General features: G+C 30.9%; 10 protein-coding genes and 1 tRNA gene. 1 reads left to right on the top strand and 10 read right to left on the bottom strand.

Features of this window, described 5'->3' with window-relative positions; translation table 11 throughout:
* The first annotated feature begins 57 nt into the window (after positions 1–57).
* Positions 58–849 carry a glutamate racemase gene (gene murI, locus DUT90_RS12625; RefSeq protein WP_114427535.1) on the top strand — a complete coding sequence of 264 codons (792 nt, stop codon included), beginning with the start codon at positions 58–60 and terminating at the stop codon, positions 847–849.
* Here the strand turns inward: murI and DUT90_RS12620 are convergent.
* The 10 genes from DUT90_RS12620 to metH form a co-directional block, all read right to left on the bottom strand.
* Positions 846–1,829: a type IX secretion system membrane protein PorP/SprF gene (locus tag DUT90_RS12620; protein ID WP_114427534.1), complete on the bottom strand. Its 984-nt coding sequence runs from the start codon at positions 1,827–1,829 to the stop codon at positions 846–848. The two genes, murI and DUT90_RS12620, sit on opposite strands and share 4 nt — an antisense overlap.
* 185 nt (positions 1,830–2,014) lie before the next feature.
* A complete protein-coding gene (locus DUT90_RS12615) occupies positions 2,015–4,258 on the bottom strand; it encodes a BamA/TamA family outer membrane protein (protein ID WP_114427683.1) in 2,244 nt (747 codons plus the stop codon).
* Positions 4,259–4,307: 49 nt separating this feature from the next.
* Positions 4,308–9,302 (bottom strand): translocation/assembly module TamB, encoded by a 4,995-nt coding sequence (locus DUT90_RS12610; RefSeq protein WP_114427682.1) that lies wholly within the window; start codon positions 9,300–9,302, stop codon positions 4,308–4,310.
* Between the two features lie 240 nt (positions 9,303–9,542).
* Positions 9,543–9,616 (bottom strand) — tRNA-Asp (locus tag DUT90_RS12605).
* Between the two features lie 63 nt (positions 9,617–9,679).
* Complete coding sequence (locus tag DUT90_RS12600; RefSeq protein ID WP_114427533.1) at positions 9,680–10,600, bottom strand: DUF58 domain-containing protein; 921 nt, start codon at positions 10,598–10,600, stop codon at positions 9,680–9,682.
* Between the two features lie 2 nt (positions 10,601–10,602).
* A complete protein-coding gene (locus DUT90_RS12595) occupies positions 10,603–13,164 on the bottom strand; it encodes a M1 family aminopeptidase (RefSeq protein WP_114427532.1) in 2,562 nt (853 codons plus the stop codon).
* Between the two features lie 9 nt (positions 13,165–13,173).
* Positions 13,174–13,527 (bottom strand): gamma-glutamylcyclotransferase family protein, encoded by a 354-nt coding sequence (locus DUT90_RS12590; protein ID WP_220222566.1) that lies wholly within the window; start codon positions 13,525–13,527, stop codon positions 13,174–13,176.
* Between the two features lie 81 nt (positions 13,528–13,608).
* On the bottom strand, positions 13,609–13,926 hold the full coding sequence (gene trxA / locus DUT90_RS12585; RefSeq protein ID WP_114427531.1) for a thioredoxin: 318 nt from the start codon (positions 13,924–13,926) through the stop codon (positions 13,609–13,611).
* A gap of 119 nt (positions 13,927–14,045) precedes the next feature.
* Positions 14,046–15,002 carry a methylenetetrahydrofolate reductase [NAD(P)H] gene (gene metF, locus DUT90_RS12580; RefSeq protein WP_114427530.1) on the bottom strand — a complete coding sequence of 319 codons (957 nt, stop codon included), beginning with the start codon at positions 15,000–15,002 and terminating at the stop codon, positions 14,046–14,048.
* 249 nt (positions 15,003–15,251) lie between these two features.
* Positions 15,252–17,927: a methionine synthase gene (metH, locus tag DUT90_RS12575; RefSeq protein WP_114427529.1), complete on the bottom strand. Its 2,676-nt coding sequence runs from the start codon at positions 17,925–17,927 to the stop codon at positions 15,252–15,254.
* Between the last annotated feature and the right edge of the window lie 18 nt (positions 17,928–17,945).

The raw sequence follows: 17,945 nt of genomic DNA, 5'->3' as shown, positions 1-17,945 counted from the left end.
ATCGATAAATAATAAATAAGCCTACTGTTGTCAGTAGGTTTTTTTATTTTTACAAGAATGATACAATCTACTAATTTACCTATTGGCATTTTTGACTCTGGTGTAGGAGGTACTTCCATATGGAAAGAAATAGTTACACTTCTGCCTTCAGAAAGTACAATCTACTTATCTGATAGTGCAAACGCTCCTTACGGCAATAAAACTAAAGATAAAATCATTGAATTATCTATAAAAAATACTGAAATATTATTAGAACATAATGCAAAATTAATTATTGTTGCTTGCAATACAGCTACCACTAATGCAATAAAAGTTTTAAGAGAAAAATACAATGTTCCTTTTATAGGCATAGAACCTGCTATTAAACCTGCTGCTTTAAAAACAACTACAAAAGTTATCGGAATTTTAGCAACAAAAGGTACCTTAAACAGCAAACTTTTTGAAAACACTTCTAGCACCATAGATCAAAAAATAATACGTAAAGAAGTTACTGGTACTGGTTTGGTAGAGCTGATAGAAAACGGGAAAATAAACTCACCTGAAATGACAAAACTTTTACGTTCTTATCTTATTCCGTTGTTAAATGAAAATGCAGATTGTTTAGTATTAGGTTGCACCCACTATCCGTACTTAATTCCTCAAATAAGAAATATTGTTGGTCATAAAATTCAAATTATAGATTCTGGAGAAGCTGTAGCTAGACAAACTAAAGCTGTTTTAGATAAACATCAATTGCTTAATTTAAGTAACACAAATGTTAAATATGAATTTTTTATCAATAAAAACAAAAACGTTTTAAAACAGTTGGTTTCAGGTAAAGGCATAACTATTCATCAGAAGGTTTTCTAAAATCCTCCATAAGGTGCGTTAATATTAGGGCATGCTGCACCTCTTTGCTTTCTAGTCCATAGATTAAAACCTAATGATATTTGGTGAAATCCTGCATTGGTTAAAACTACATCATTTATTTGATTCGTATATGTGTAAGAAAACATAATATTCTTGTAGTTTATACCTATTATAGGGGAAATAAAACGCGCATTCTGTGGCACATTCTCATCAAAACTGGTTCTAAAAGATAAGGCGGCCCATAACTGAGTTTCTGAAATAGTTTTATAGGCTTTTATATTAAAATCTGCTATTGTTTGTCCTAAATTTTCTCTATACTGAAACATTATAGAAGGTTCTAGTTGTATAAAATTTCGTTCACCATAATAATATCCAACAGACATAATATAGTTTCTTAAATTTAAATTTTGCTGAATGTTAATATTATTTCTAGCAGTTAATAATAGATTTTTGACAGTAGCATATGAAAAGAAACCCCCACTATGATAAGCCATCCCAAAATCTGCATTGTAATAACTTGTACTTTGAATTATAGCAGCCACTGCAGGATCTCCTAAAAATGTTCTTTGGTCTGATTGATTTTGCACAAAAGTAAAAGACAAACCAAAAGAAAGTTGTTTAAATACCCTACCATCACTCAAAGGTAAATGGTATGCATAAGTTCCTTGTATTCCTTTTTGTGAATGAAATCCGTTTTGATCATTAAATAATATAAAACCGTAAGCTGCATTAGATTCTAACCCCAACTTGGTATGAAAACTTAGTGTTTGTAAGGTAGGCGCATTGGGTATTCCTGCCCATTGTTGTCTAGCAGTCATTCTTAATTTGCTGGAATTTCCTATTCCTGCAGCAGAAGGATGAACGAGATAAACATTATCAGATAAGTAATCTTGATAAATAGGCAGTGTTTCTTGAGCGTTAGATGTGCTTACAAAAAAAACAATAGAAATTAAAAGAAAATAGAAACTGTTTAACCTCATTTAAAATCAGAATATGTTTAAATATCAAATATATTATATTTCGAATAATAATTCATAGATACAATGCGTATTAACATTATAATTATGTAAAGAAAATATCCAATAATAAATCAGATATACTCCTTACTGTAATAAGACCTTAAAAAGATTGATAAGTTTAATTAAAACTGATTATTTTATTATTATTAAAATGAATAGCCAATAGCAAAATTTAATACAGGCTCATCTAACCTAAAATCTAAACGTTCTCCTTCCGGTAAAGCAGGATCATGAAAAGGTGCTGCTAAATCAAAACGAATTACAAAACCTTGAACGTCTATGCGTAATCCCACACCTGCTCCCATACCTAATTGGTTGATAAAATCTGACGTAAACCTATCCTGACCATCAAAAGTGGGATTAGGTTCTGAATTCCAAACGTTACCTGCATCTGCAAAAACTGCACCTTTAAAGAATGAAAATATTGGAAAACGATATTCAAGATTAGCTTCTAACCGAATGTTACCTGTTCTATCAAAAAAAGATGTGGTATTTTGGTTTGTTCTGCCATCATATGTCCCTGGACCTAAAGATCTAATATTAAAGGCCCTAACACTATAAGGACCACCTGAAAAATATTGTTTTACAAAAGGGATTACATTAGAGTTTCCGTAGGCATAACCATAACCTCCAAAAAGTCTTGCTGCAATGGTTTGTGCTTTTTTATCTCCAAAATTAAAATGATATCTAAAATCTACATCGACTTTGGCATATTGGGCATATTCTAATCCTAAAAATTGCTTTGGTTGTCCAGAAACCTCTTCTTTTCCAAACAAACCAATAGAATTACCCGCAACATCTAATGTAGAGTTTACATAAAACTGATGCGTTTTGCTGCTTGAAAACTCGTTGTAAGTAAATGAAAAAGTTAATCCAGAAATAAATTGCTGGTCAAAACTACGTCTTAAAAAAGGGTTATTGTCCAAAATCTCTTCAAATTCTGGAGTAGTATTTGACAACCGCGTGTAGTTTACAGAAATAGGGTTTATTTCATATGTAATATATTTGTTGGCATTCCAAACATAGCCAAAAAGTGCTGCTCCTGACAAGAGAGAATACAGCTGACTCCTACTTAAATATGTTGTACTTAAACTAGTTTTTGTTTTGGGGATAGAATATTCAAAAAAATCTTCTTTAAATGAAAACGGAGCAATTACTCTCGGGAAAATTAATTCTGCCTTTACTCCTAATTCAACGCTGCTTAAACCTGCATTAGCTCCTGATGACACTTGTGTTTCATATCCCAAAGTTCCACTAATATTTAACGTTTCTCCACCCTTAAACAAGTTTCTATTGCTAAATGTCACTCCTAAAGTTGGTCCCGCAAAATTATTAGATTTTGTTACTGCCTGTAATTCTGCACGTATGGCTCTTTTGGTTAAGGGAGATAAGTAAATGTTAGCAGCTAAACTACCTTCTTTTTTAGTATTTAAAGTATCTATTTCTTCGTATTGAATATTCACGTATTTATACGCACCAATAGAAGATAAGCGTCTAGCTGTATTTTTTGATGTAGTTGGATTAAATGTTTCACCTTCTTTAAGCATTATAAAATCATTAAGATATTTTGGCTTGAAAAAAATGTCTTCTTGAAAAAAGTTTTTATTTTTAAACCGAGTAATTTTTGTTGTTGAAGAATCTTTTAAATTATAATTTGGATAAATATTAATTTCTTTTAGTTTGTAGGGTATAATTGCCTTTTGTGGCACTTTTGCTTTTAGCTTCAAAAATAAATCAAATCTTTTATTTTTATACTGATTGGTATCTGCTTCAAAAACTAAAAAGTTTGAGTTAAAATTATAATAACCTTTTTGTTTAAGATTTGTATCTATTCGTTCTCTTTCTAATTTTAAATTACTCAAACTAAACCGCATATTTTTTTGAAATGGTGTTTGCTCTGTAATTTCACTTATAGCAGCAGATATAGGAAAAGGTAAACTATCTAGTTGATAACTTGTCATTGTGTATGGCTTTGTAATATTTAAATTATACAGAACTGAAGCTGTGTTTTTCTTCTCTATAAATGAAGAATTCACTGTACTATAAAAAAAGCCGTTATTCTCTAACCTATTTCTCAAAACATCCTCTACTTCTAGTGGTGAAACATCAGATTGATACACAGGTTCTTCTCCAAATTTTTTATACAACCATCTGTTTACAAAATTTGCTTTCTCCTTTTTATTTTTGTAATAATAATACAAACCTAAATACATTCCTAAAAATTTGGAATTTGGTTCTGGTCTTACAACGTTGCTTAAGTTGTTTTTAAGCTTGTCTTTATTTTGCACTACAGAATCTAGCTTCATTTCTATAGTAGCACCTGTATACAATCGTTCCCCTTCTGGAATATACTTGTTTATACTACACGAATATAGTAGTAAAACAAACATGAATACCGCAACGCTTTCTTTGGTATTTATTTTCAAAACCTTACTTCTTTTAATTTGTTTTGTTGTTTTGCTCTTCTTCTGTCTCTTTCTCTTTATTTTGGCTACTAAAAATAGCATTCCACAGCTCTCTAAACTCATTAAATTCTTGCATAAAAATTAAAGCAACTCCACTAATTATGGTTTGACCATCAATTACATTTTCAAATTCACTTTTTCGAAATCCTTTTAAACGATACCTACCATCTTCTGTGATTTTATACTCTAAACTAACATTACCTATTAATGGTGAAGCTTGCTGTGTAGAGTTGCTTCCTTGAAGATTGACATCACTCCCTACCCTTACCACCAATCGATCACTAAACAACTTCTTTTGAGCCGTAACTCCTAAATCTGTTCTGTCTGTGGCTGTTGTACTTTGATAATCTGTATAACTATTTAAATCGAAATTTATTTCTATTCCTGCATTTCCTAATATTTTATTTGAAAAAGCATTTAATTGTTCTGAAACAGCGTCATTTAAATTATCTCTAGCTATGGTTGCAAAGCCTCCCGCGCTTCCATCACTACCCGAATTTGGATAAAATCTATTTAACACCAACAATGAAAAAACTTGCTTATTCAATTCTTCTTCTTGTTGGTTAACCTGTTGTACTCTACCATATACTTGTCCGCCAATAGCTCCTCTTTCTTCTTCTGGTAGAGATAAATTGAACGATATTTTTGGCTGTAGTAATTCTCCATCAATATTAAGATAAACATTAAATGGTATTACTTGTCTAAATCTATTTTTTACAGATGGGTCTTCATCAGAAATTTGAGCTGCCATTAAGGGTGCTGCAGAAGTTTCTACATTATAAATAGCGCTAACATTTATATCTGCATTAAAAGGATTACCAGACCATTTGATTAATCCGCCAGGAGCCAAATTAAACTTTCTATTGACCAGACCGTATAAATTGAGTTCGTAATGCCCTTCTGCCACTTCAAAAGTACCGCTTAATCCAATTCTTCCATTAGGACTCATATCAAAAATAAAATCTCCATCTCCAGACACTTTAAAGTTGTCTCCTGTATTTTTGTCAATTACAACAGTTACTGATGCTTCTTTACTTACACTAAGTTTAGTAGCAATATCAAACCCGCTTACAATTGCGGTTTGTTCTTCTCTTTGCGTTAAAATTGCATTTGGATTTTTACGATTAACAAACACAACAACATCATCTCTCTTTTCTATATTGGCATAGGTAGATGGCAAAACATAAGTTACTTTAGTATCTGAACCTAATGTTACATCTGCGGTTAATTTAGGTATTTGCAAATCTCCTGTCAATTGTGCATTGGCATCAAATGTTGCAATTCCATATAAATCTTCATTATCTTCTTTTGATGCGTTTAGTACTCTAAAATTATCTGCTTTAAGTTCTAAATTAAACGAGGGATTTAGAAAACTTTCTGTTTTGATATCTCCAGTTAAGACAAGTTTATTCCTTTTAGCATCTAAGACTGTAAAATTAGACACATATAAACCTTGGTTATCTACTTTTAAATCTTCATTAACTAAAGTAAATTTGGTGTTTAATTTAGTTATTTTAAATACAGCGTCATTAAATTGTACACCCCCGTTGTATTGGGGATTAGAGGTTTTACCATCAACCTTAAAATTACCTGTAAAACTTCCGTTAGCCTCTTTAATCTCTCCTAAAGAAAGCGTATTTAAAGCACTCATACTAAACTTATTAATATTTAAATTTAAGTTTAATTTTGCATCTTGATTGGCAACTATGTAATCTCCAGTTAAATCTAAATCTATATCTCCTTCTTTTAATTTTGCGTTAAAGTCGTAAGTACTATACCCTTTAGATTTAGCATCTATGGTTAGTTTGCCAAAATTGGTTTTTAGAAGTTCTAATTTGTTGATATTTAAGTTTGCCAAAATACCTGTATCTCCAAAAGGTTGCTCTAAAACAAAGTTTCCGTTTAAAACACCTTTTACAATTTCTTTTTCAGGATTCAAATAATTAAATACTTCACTAATTTTAAAATTATTATACTCTAGAGCCACGTGATTATTTGTTATAGCTTCTAATTTATCTGTAATACGAATGGATTGATTGCCTTTTGTAACCTTAAAATTGTTAAATAAAAGTGTATTGGAGTTTTCTAAAACAACTTCATTGTCTGCGGGGATAGACCAGATATGTTTGTTTAAAATTAATTTATTTGGATTTACAGTAAAACGTAACCTTTCTTTACTGCCTGTAATTTTTGCATTTACATTCATTAAGGTTTCAGAATCATAGTAACCCGCAAAATTTAAAGACAACTCATTGTTTTTTTGATTTCCTGTAATGACCGTTTTGGGCACAAATAAAGGGTTTGCTTTTATATCTTTAAAACCGAGTTTGAAATTAAAATTTTCTTTATCTGTATTCATTGTAAATGCTAAACTATCAACCTCGCTATCATTATAATTGATATGGGGTGCGGTAATATTTGCATTTAATTTTCTTTTCAATTCATCAAAATCAACATTTATGCTTACTGTATCTATGTCTTTTACATTTACTAAAAAAACATCACTTATAAGGGGGGTTTGTACTATCTTACTTTCTAACGTTATGTTAACTGGTTTTTGAATGCTATCGGCTATAATAACATCTCTATAGAAATAGCTAGAAATGTGTTTTTGTAAAGCCACTCCAAAAGATTGAGGATCTGTATTAGACGCTAATTTTAGGTCTATCATTTTATTTTTTAATGTTACAGAAGTTGTATCTTTATCTATAAACCCTCTTGCATCTATTTGCCCCACTAAGTAAGTTTTGTTGTCGTACACTACGGCTCCGTCATCTACAAGTGCTTTTATTTGATATTTCTCTAAATTACCTTCAAAATCTACAGAAATATCCATACCTGCTTTAATATTTCTTTGCATTACGCCTATACCTTGCAAATCTACACCTACCAAATCTAAGGTTAGGTTAGCAAGGGTATTTATCCTATCTAAATCTACAAAAGCTTTTAGATTTGCATTTATATTTTCATCTTTATATTTAGAAGATAGATTTCCTATACCATCTACAAAATTACCTTTTAACGACAAATCTTCTATAGCATAATCGTTCAAAATAAATTTTGAGACCGTAGCATCTATTTTTCCGTTTAAAGAATTGATACTTTCCCCTTTTCCTTCCGTTTTCACTTGTAAACTTAATGTCCCAAAACTATCATCTTGTAAAAGTTGATTAATTTTATACTCTTTAATTTCTAAATCTGCATCAAAACGAATACCTTGTGTACTACTAACGCCTCCCTTTAAAGCTACGATACCATGAGAGGTTGTTAATTTTGCGTCTGTTGTAATATTTTCTAAACCTCCGTTTGCCTTACCCTCTAAGAAAATTTCTTTAGGCAATTGAATGCCAAGTGCTTTTTGGTCTACAAAATTTAAGATGTCCTTTCTGGCTGTAGAAATTTTAAAATTGGGAATATCTACTTTTAAGAAATCTGGGGTAGTTGCGTTATAAATACTACCCTCTACAGATATTTTTGTTGATTTTCCCCAAGAAATAGTACTTTCAGTAATATCTATTTTAGACAATGTACCGTTTGCATGCAGCTGTCCGTTTATCATTTTTTTGCCCAATTCAGAGATGTATGGATTTGCTTTTAAATTGGGTACAAATTGAGAAATTTCGTTAATATTGAGTTGAATTATTGGTAATTGTAAATCTACAGTAACATTTTCTGGCCGGTTTATAAGCGCTTCAATTGATTTGAAGTTTAGATTTGCATTACCTGCAACGGTATTTTTATTGGATGCAAAAAGAAAATTATCAATTGCAATGTTGTTGTCTGAAAATGAAGTTTCTACTGTAAATCTTTGCAAATTGAATCCTGAGCTCTCATGAAATGTTAATGATTTTAGAAATAGATTACCTTCATTTTCTACATAGTTGATTTTAGATATTTCTAAATTTAGACTATCTAATAAAATGGCATTGGGATTAAAAACATTCTCTTTTATTTCAGTTTTATTAAGAATGTAGGCAACAGTATTATTTTCAAATGTAATATTATCAATATTTACAGTTAATTCTGGCCATAAAAATTGTTTTTTTTGTGAATCGTTTTGGTTCTCCTTTGGGTTTATTGCAACTTCAATTTCTGCTTTAGTGTCTTTTAAAAAAACTGTTTCTACAGCAAATACAGATTTTTGCAAATCTAGTGCTATTGCATTTGAGGTAAAGGTATTGATATCTACATCTGTATAAAAATCTTGTGGTATTGCATCGTATTGTAATTTAGTACGGTTTACAGTAATTGAATTGGCATATAGCTTTGGCAAAACTACTTCTTCTGTTGATACTATTAATGCGGGTAATTGTTGATAAACTATATCTGAGTTTACAAGCCGTATTTCATTTGCTTTAAATACCATTTTTTCTAGATCAATAGTATCAAAACTACCCTTAAAGCTTCCTATTTTATTGGAATTTTGAATACCCAATGATGCGTCATTGTATGTAAAATTGATATTTTTTAATGAGAAATCGCCTATTACAATAATTGGCGATTTAGTAGTTGCTTCTTGTTCAGAATTACCTGGTGTTTCTGTAACAAAAGCATCTATCAAAAATTGAAAATTATAGCCGTTTATGGTGTCTTTTCTTTCAATATTTGCCTTTAATCCTTCTATTTCTATGTTTTCTACTCCTAAGGTTGTCCCTTTTATCATTCCAATTAAAGGTAAATCTGCTTCTAAAGAGTTTAGGTATACAAGCGTGTCTTTTTTTGTGTCTTCTAAAAACAATCCTTGTACTTTAACATTACCATCAAAAGTTACAAATGCTTTGTCTATTTCTACTTTGGTATTTGTTTTTTCAGAGACATAATTAACTATTTTATTAATAATAATAGCTTGTCCCCAAGAACTTCTTACAAAAAGAATAATTAGCAAAAGAAAAGCAATAACGCTTGCTACTAACCGGAAAAACCACCTTAACCAATGATTTTTCTTTTTATTTTTTTTATTTGAAGGCACGTTGATAATTTTTATTTGCAAGATTACTACTATCAGCGTAATCTTATTGACTTTTTCAAAAGTAAAGTTAACACTATCAATCTTACTTTAAGAAAGTAGATACGTTAATGTTATATCAAAAAACACATCTCTAAAATTAAAATGTAATTCATCATAAATTCTACACATTAAAATTTTAAAGCAAAACATACATTCTAAGTTTACACCAAAAAAAAAGCATCTCAATTGAGATGCTTTTCGCGGTCTGGACGGGACTCGAACCCGCGACCCCCTGCGTGACAGGCAGGTATTCTAACCAGCTGAACTACCAGACCGTTGCTAATAGCGGATGCAAATATAATACAGATTTTTATATACACAAGTATAAAATCAAAAAATTATTTGATTTTTTTTCGATTAATTAAATAAGTCGTTAAGATTTCTTGATACCCTTTTTTAATATCTACAGGAACATAATTTATCTGATATTGTAAACATTTATTTTTCAGTTCTTTAAAATAAAAAGATACCAATTGACTATATTTTTGCTGTATATTTTCTGCATAAACGTTAATTTCTGATCCTGTTTCTACATCAATAAATTTTTTGGGACTATTATCAAAATTAAAATCAAATTCTGTCTCTGCATCAAAAGTGTGAAACAAAACAACTTCATGTTTGTTGTATTTTAAATGCCGTAATGCTTCAAATAACTCATTATTTTCTTTTGTAGTCTGAAACATGTCTGTGAACAAAAAAATTAAAGATCGTCTATGAATTTTATCTGCAATTTCATGTAAATATTGGTAAGTTTCCGTTGTTGCATTTGATGTTTTGGTGAGAAGCTGCTCTAATTGATGTAACAACATTTTTCTATGACGTTCACTTCCTTTTTCAGGCGCATAATACTCATAACTATCTGCATATATACTTAATCCTACAGCGTCTCTTTGACGCTTTAACAACTCCATTAAAGATGCAGAAGCTACAGCAGCAAAACCTACTTTATTTAAATTATCTATTGTTTGCTTTTTAACAACAGGGTAATGCATTGACGCAGAATTATCTACAATAATATGACATCTTAAATTAGTTTCTTCTTCGTATTTTTTTGTATATAATTTTTCTGTTTTAGCAAATAATTTCCAATCTATATGTCTTGTACTTTCTCCTTTATTGTATAGTTTATGCTCAGAAAATTCTACTGAAAATCCGTGAAATGGACTTTTATGCATACCTGTAATAAACCCTTCCACTACTTGTTTTGCCAAAAGATCTAAATTTTTAATGTCTGAAGATTGTACTTCTGATAAATTCATAGCTATTTCTTTATATCTTGTGCTCTTATTAAATTATCTGTTGTTTGATGCAATTTTTGCAACAAACTCTTTTTGTAGTTTGTATTACGTCCTAAAAACTGCTCTAAAACAACATACGCTTCTTTAGAAGAATAATTACCTATAGAACTTGCCAACCATCCTTTCGGAAAAAAAATATCTCCTGTTAATTGTACTTCTTCTAGTTTTTCTAAAACTGAATTTAAATGTTTTGTTGACGATTGATGCCTTAACGGATGATGAATATTTTGTAAAGCTATTTGCACCCAAGATTCCTTTTCTCTATTCTCTTTTTGCAACAACGATTTCATAAAATTATCTCTCTCTATTTCATCAGAAGATAAAGAAGGTAACAACCACTTAAAACGTTTTAAGCGATCTGGATTTGTAATTCTATTTTGTTGCTCCTTTAAAATTTCTGCAACCTTTGAGTGATTTATAATTGCTAACTGCATCGCTAAAATAGTATACTCATTTTCATTTAAAAATAAATTCTGAATTGATTTTTCTTTAGCCCAAATTTTATACAAATGCTCTTTGCCTTCTTTTGAAATAGCGATAGATTGAAACAGTCTAAATATTGTTTTTTTAAGATTAGAAGGCAAGTTACTTTCTAATAGTGCAAAAATGCTTTTTTCTGTTGACCTTTGTAATTCTTGCTGTTGCACATTTGTTAAAAATTGCCAATATATGTTTTGCATATTATTAGACAGGTAATTGGTAATCAATTCGTTTTTTTCTGATTGAATAGCATCTAAAAAAACATTAAACGTTTGTAAAGGTGTAATTTCTCCTATCAACATATTTTCATAAAGGTTGATGTATTGATACCCTCTAGAAACCTGATCTTTAATATTCTTATAATCGTTAATGTTATCTTTGTAAATTGGAAAAACACCGTACCCAAAACCGTTTGTATTGTATAAAATTTGACCAGGTTTAAAATCTTTTGTTGCAGAAGTAATATCAAAGGATTTACCCATATTTCTTATGGTAATATTTTTAACGTAACCCCTAGCATCTAACAGCTGAATTTTAAAAGATTGTGTCCAAATTTTGTTTGTCTCATCTTCTGCCTTTTGATGAATTATAAATTTGGTTACGTTTCCTTTTTCATTGGTTTCTATTTCTTCATAAAAAATGGGTCTTCCAGAAGAATTTACCCAAACATCACTCCAACTTTTTATATTTCCGTTCGCATTTTCATCAAAAATAGCTACCAAATCATTCCAATCTGCGTTATTATTTTTATAACTTTTAATATATTTTTGAATCCCTTTTTGAAACTCATATTCGCCTAACAAAAATTCTAGTTGACGCATCATAATTGGCGCCTTGTTGTAAATAATTCTTCCGTATAAAGAACCTGCATTTTTTAAGTTGTCTAATTGTTGACGAATTGCATTTGTTCCTTTTGTTCTGTCTTCTGAATATGCACTTGGGTAATGAGACATCATAAAACTTAACTCATGATTTACTTGAGGGTACACAGGGTTTACAATTTTATCTGCCATAAAATTAGCAAAGACCTCTTTCATCCAAACATCATTAAACCAACGCATAGTAACCAAATCTCCAAACCACATATGAGAGGTTTCATGAGCAATCAATTTAGCCCTTCTTAATTTTTGAGTTTGCGTTGCATTTTTATCTAAAAACAATGAAGATTGCCTGTACTGTATAGCGCCAACGTGTTCCATTCCTCCATATTGAAAAGGCGGAATCGCAACAAAATCCATTTTTTGAAATGGGAATGTAACCGCTGTGTAATTTTCTAGAAAATCTATTGAATTTTGATGAATTTTAAACACCTCATCAACACTTTCACCTATTTTTTCTTCATTATTTTCTCTATATAAAAAGCGCATATCAAACGCTCCTGGATTTTTAATTTCTTCTGTAAATTTGCCTGCTACAAAAGAAAATAAATAAGAACTCATTACATCTGAAGTGGCAAAATTATGCTCTACAAAATCATCTATCTCTAATGCACTTTCTTCAAAAGCTCCTGCTAAAACATTCCAATCTTTTGGCGCAGTAATTCTTAAGTTGTACTTTGCTTTTAAGTCTGGTTGATCAAAACAAGGAAACAAAGTACTTGCTCTGTCTGGCACTAATAATGTATATAAAAAATCTTGATTTCTATTTAATGATTTCTCTCCTGCATCAAAAAAGATTTCAACTGAATTCTCTCCTAAATTCAAATTCTTTTTATCAATAATAAGATGTTCTTTTTGATGATTGATTTCTGCTGTAGCTCCATTTATTTTTAAGGATTTAAGTTTAGATGCGCTTTCATTAAAATCTAAAAAAACATCATATTTTAAATCTTTAACAGTAAATACCAACGCTAATCTAGCATCTATTACTTTACTTTTTTGTTTCGGAATTTTAAAATGAAGGTTGTAAACAAGGTCTGTAATCTGTTGTTTTCTATACTTGGCTAATTCGTGAGAAATACCTTTTTTCAATTGTAATTCTTCTCTTTTAGAAGAACAACTTAAAAAAGATAATATTGCAATAAAAAGGAGTATTAATTTTTTCATCTTTTTCTTTTAAAATTTACAAATATCAAAGTTGTTATTAATTGTGTAAACATATGCGTTTACTATACTTTTATCTGTAAGGATAACAGGCACATTTATTCTATGGTATGCTTCAGTTTCAAATTTATCTAAAACTTTCCAGTTATTTATTAAATTGGTAGATGTAAATAAAAATCCTTTTACTTCAGAGCTCAAGTTGGTCTCTCTAATTCCCGGATACCCTGTTTGTTTTTGCCATTCATCATCAAATGTAAAGCCCTTTAACATTGCTTTCGTAAATTTTCCTTCAATTTCTTTTAATACGTGTTCATTTTCGCAATTTGGCTTTAACGTACCATAAACAAACAATGCTTCTTTTATCATAAATCGAAACTACTAAACTCCTAAAATAAAAAAAGGTTTGACGTTAGCCAAACCTTTAGATTATATAATATTGTTAAACTACTATAATGCAGCATCAATTTTACCTGTATACACGTTTTTAGGAGCAACTCCTACTTGTTTGTCTACCACTTCACCGTTTTTAAAAATTAAAACAGTTGGTATATTTCTTACCCCATATTTAGCTGCAAATTCTTGATTAGCATCTACATCTACTTTACCTACAATGGCTTTACCATCATACTCTGTGTGAATTTCATCAACAATTGGCCCAACCATTCTACAAGGACCGCACCAAGCTGCCCAAAAATCTACTAATACAGGTTTGTCTGATTGTAATACTACTTCATCAAAAGTTGCGTCTGTTATTTCTAATGCCATTATCTATTTTTTAAGAGTTATTATTTTTTTGTAAAAGCAAAAGTAAACATTTTATTTACTTATTTATTTTCAAAAAATTGCTTTTTATTATTTATGTATCAATTGTGTTTATTCCTAACCTAAAATAGTTCTGAGGCAATAGCATGAATATTATCACTTTTACCCATAGAGTAATAATGTAGTACAGGAACTCCTGCTGCTAACAACTCTTTAGATTGATTAATAGCAAACTCAATACCTACCTGTCGTACATCTTTATTGGTCTTGCATTTATCTACTTCAGAAATTAACTCTTCTGGTATGTCAATTCTAAAAACCTGAGGCAACAACTGCAAATGTTTTTTTGTGGCTATCGGCTTAATACCTGGTATTATTGGTACATTAATTCCTGCTTTTTTAGCTGCATCTACAAACGCAAAATATTTCTGATTGTCAAAAAACATTTGTGTAACTACATAATCTGCCCCTGCATCTACCTTCTCTTTCAAACGCTTTAAATCGGTTTGCAAAGACGGCGCTTCTAAATGTTTTTCTGGATACCCTGCAACACCTATACAAAAATCTGAACAGTTATTTGTTTCTACAACATTGTGCAAATACTTACCTTTATTTAAATTTTTAATTTGTGCTACTAAATCTTTAGCGTAAGCATTTCCATCTTTGTTAGGAATAAAATATTTTTGATGACTCATGGCATCACCTCGTAATGCCATAACATTTTGAATTCCTAAATAATGGCAATCTACCAACACATACTCTGTTTCTTCTTTGGTAAAGCCTCCGCACAAAACATGAGGTACAGTATCTACATCATATTTATGCTTAATAGCCGCACAAATGCCAACAGTACCCGGTCTCATTCTAGTAATTTTTCTATCTAACAAGCCATTTCCTTTATCTATATAAACATATTCCTCTCTAGAAGTGGTAACGTCTATAAATGGCGGATTAAACTCCATTAACGGATCTATATTGTCATACAATTGCTGAATGTTATTTCCTTTTTTTGGCGGAATAATCTCAAATGAAAACAATGTTTTTCCGTTTGCCTCTTTTATATGATCTGTAATCTTCATTTTCTATTTCTTGGGCGTTCCCTTTCAGGTCTCGCTTTACGTTTTATCTTTTTTGCTTTGTTATCGATACAAATTTTTTCGTTCCTCAAAATTCACTCAAACTGACAGCCAAAAAGGATGCCACTTCAATCGCTAACGCAACTTGTTTGCCAGCGTTATTGTGTAATCTAATAAAACAATTTTTATGTATTCAAATATTTATTTTAAGACCCTTTTTAAGGTTTAAAAAACCAAAAAGAATCTATTTGTTTAATGCTCTGCTAAATTAGGATGCAACCATTTTCTAGCTTTCTCTTTCGCAATACCCTTTCTTTCTGCAAAATCTTCTAACTGATCGTTTGTTATTTTACCCAATCCAAAATATTTAGCTTCTTTATTGGCAAAATAGTATCCAGAAACTGCAGCAGCTGGCCACATAGCTAAACTTTCTGTTAGACTAACACCTATTTGATTTTCTACATCTAGCAGTTCCCAAATCGTTTCTTTTTCTAGGTGATCTGGACAAGCAGGATAACCGGGTGCAGGACGAATTCCTTTATAACTTTCTTTAATTAGTTCATCATTTGTTAATGCTTCATCTGCAGCATATCCCCAATGTTTGGTTCTAACTTGTTTATGTAAATATTCTGCAAAAGCCTCTGCAAAACGATCTGCAATAGCTTGTGCCATAATTCCGTTATAGTCGTCATCTTTAGCTCTATAACTATCTGCTAGTTCTTGTGCTCCAAAAATAGCTACACAAAAAGAACCGATATAATCTATTTTGTTTGATGAATTTGGCGCAATAAAATCTGCCAAAGCAATATTCGGAATTCCATCACGTTTTTTCAATTGTTGACGTAACGTTCTAAAAACAGCAATTTCTTTACCTTTCTTTTTTACAGAAATATCATCATCATTTATGGTGTTCGCTTCAAATAATCCAAAAATAGCTTTTGGTTTTAGTAATTGTTTAGCAACAATTTCTTTTAGCATTGCTTGTGCTTCTTCGAACAGTGTTGTCGCTTGCTCTCCTACAATTTTATCGGTTAAAATATCTGGAAATTTTCCGTGTAAATCCCAGCTTCTAAAAAACGGACTCCAATCTATAAATGGTACCAGTTCTTTTAAACTCAATTGGGCTAACGTTTGAATTCCAAGAGATTTTGGTTTGATAATTTCTGAGGTTTCCCAATCGATTTTATACTTACGTTTACGAGCTTCTTCTATAGAAATGTATGATTTTTCTTTGCCTCTTTTTAGAAACTTAGTTCTAAACTCGTCGTACTCTTTTTTCTTTTTTGCAACATATTCGTGCGCTGTTTGTTTGTTTAACAAATCACCCACAACAGTAACTGCCCTAGATGCATCGTTTACATGAACAACTGCATTTTTATATTGTGTATCTATCTTAACTGCTGTATGTGCTTTTGAGGTTGTTGCCCCTCCAATTAACAAAGGAATGTTCATGTTTTCACGCTCCATTTCTTTAGCCAAATACACCATTTCATCTAAAGAAGGTGTAATTAAACCGCTTAAACCAATAGCATCTACATTTTCTTTTTTAGCGGTTTCAATTATTTTTTCTGGAGGAACCATAACTCCTAAATCCACAATTTCGTAATTGTTACATCCTAAAACAACACTCACAATATTTTTACCAATATCATGAACATCTCCTTTTACGGTTGCCATTAAAATTTTACCTAAAGCTTGCTGTTCTTCTCCTTTTTCTGCTTCTATAAAAGGGTTTAGATAAGCTACTGCTTTTTTCATTACCCTTGCAGATTTTACCACTTGAGGTAAAAACATTTTTCCTGCTCCGAACAAATCTCCCACCACATTCATTCCAATCATTAAATGCCCTTCTATGACCTCAATTGGTTTTGCAGCTTCTTGTCTTGCTTGTTCTACATCTTCTATAATAAAAGCATCAATACCTTTTACCAAAGCGTGCGTAATTCTAGCTTGTAAAGGATTTTCTCTCCAAGATAAATCTACTGTTTTTGATTTTGCGGTTCCTTTTACAGTTTCAGCAAAATCTAACAAACGTTCTGTGGCATCTTCTCTTCTATCTAGAATTACATCTTCTACATGTTCTAATAAATCTTTAGGAATATCGTCATACACCTCTAACATTGTAGGGTTTACAATTCCCATATTCATTCCATTTTGAATGGCATAATACAAGAAAACAGAGTGCATTGCTTCACGAACAATATTATTTCCTCTAAATGAAAATGAAACGTTACTTACACCACCACTTACAGAAACATTGGGTAAATTTTCTCTAACCCATTTTGTAGCTTCTATAAAATCGATAGCATTTTTTCTATGCTCGTCCATTCCTGTTGCTACAGGAAAAATATTTAAATCGAAAATAATATCTTCTGAGGCAAAACCTACTTTATTTACCAAAACATCGTAAGATCGTTTTGCAATTTCAATTCTTCGTTCGTAATTATCTGCTTGTCCAACCTCATCAAAAGCCATTACAATTACCGCAGCTCCATAACGTTTTATTTGTTTGGCTTCCCAAATAAACTTTTCTTCTCCTTCTTTTAAAGAAATGGAATTTACCACACATTTTCCTTGAACTACTTGTAAACCTGCTTCAATAATGTCCCATTTAGAACTGTCTATCATAATAGGAACTCTACAAATATCGGGTTCTGCAGCAATTAGATTTAAGAAACGAACCATTGATTCTTTTCCATCAATCAAACCATCATCCATATTAATGTCGATGATTTGCGCACCTCCATCTACCTGATGTCTTGCAATATCTAGAGCTTCATCAAATTTTTCTTCTTTAATTAAACGTAAAAACCTTTTAGATCCTGCTACGTTTGTTCGCTCTCCAACGTTTATAAAATTGCTATTCTCGTTCAAGATTAATGGTTCTAATCCTGATAAACGCATGTATTTCGTTTGGTTTATTTTCATCTTCTTTCTACCCTACTA

The sequence above is a fragment of the Polaribacter sp. WD7 genome (genome assembly GCF_003335085.1).
In the GTDB taxonomy this organism is placed as follows: Bacteria; Bacteroidota; Bacteroidia; order Flavobacteriales; family Flavobacteriaceae; genus Polaribacter.
Note: the sequence above shows the minus strand (reverse complement) of the source record. Positions and strands in the feature narration are given on the sequence as shown.

Coding starts and splice junctions, on each gene's coding strand:
- DUT90_RS12615 (WP_114427683.1), bottom strand. CDS start 4,258: ATGTTTGTTTTACTACTATATTCGTGTAGTATAAACAAGTATATTCCA.
- DUT90_RS12600 (WP_114427533.1), bottom strand. CDS start 10,600: ATGAATTTATCAGAAGTACAATCTTCAGACATTAAAAATTTAGATCTT.
- trxA (WP_114427531.1), bottom strand. CDS start 13,926: ATGGCATTAGAAATAACAGACGCAACTTTTGATGAAGTAGTATTACAA.
- murI (WP_114427535.1), top strand. CDS start 58: ATGATACAATCTACTAATTTACCTATTGGCATTTTTGACTCTGGTGTA.
- metF (WP_114427530.1), bottom strand. CDS start 15,002: ATGAAGATTACAGATCATATAAAAGAGGCAAACGGAAAAACATTGTTT.
- DUT90_RS12620 (WP_114427534.1), bottom strand. CDS start 1,829: ATGAGGTTAAACAGTTTCTATTTTCTTTTAATTTCTATTGTTTTTTTT.
- metH (WP_114427529.1), bottom strand. CDS start 17,927: ATGAAAATAAACCAAACGAAATACATGCGTTTATCAGGATTAGAACCA.
- DUT90_RS12590 (WP_220222566.1), bottom strand. CDS start 13,527: ATGATAAAAGAAGCATTGTTTGTTTATGGTACGTTAAAGCCAAATTGC.
- DUT90_RS12595 (WP_114427532.1), bottom strand. CDS start 13,164: ATGAAAAAATTAATACTCCTTTTTATTGCAATATTATCTTTTTTAAGT.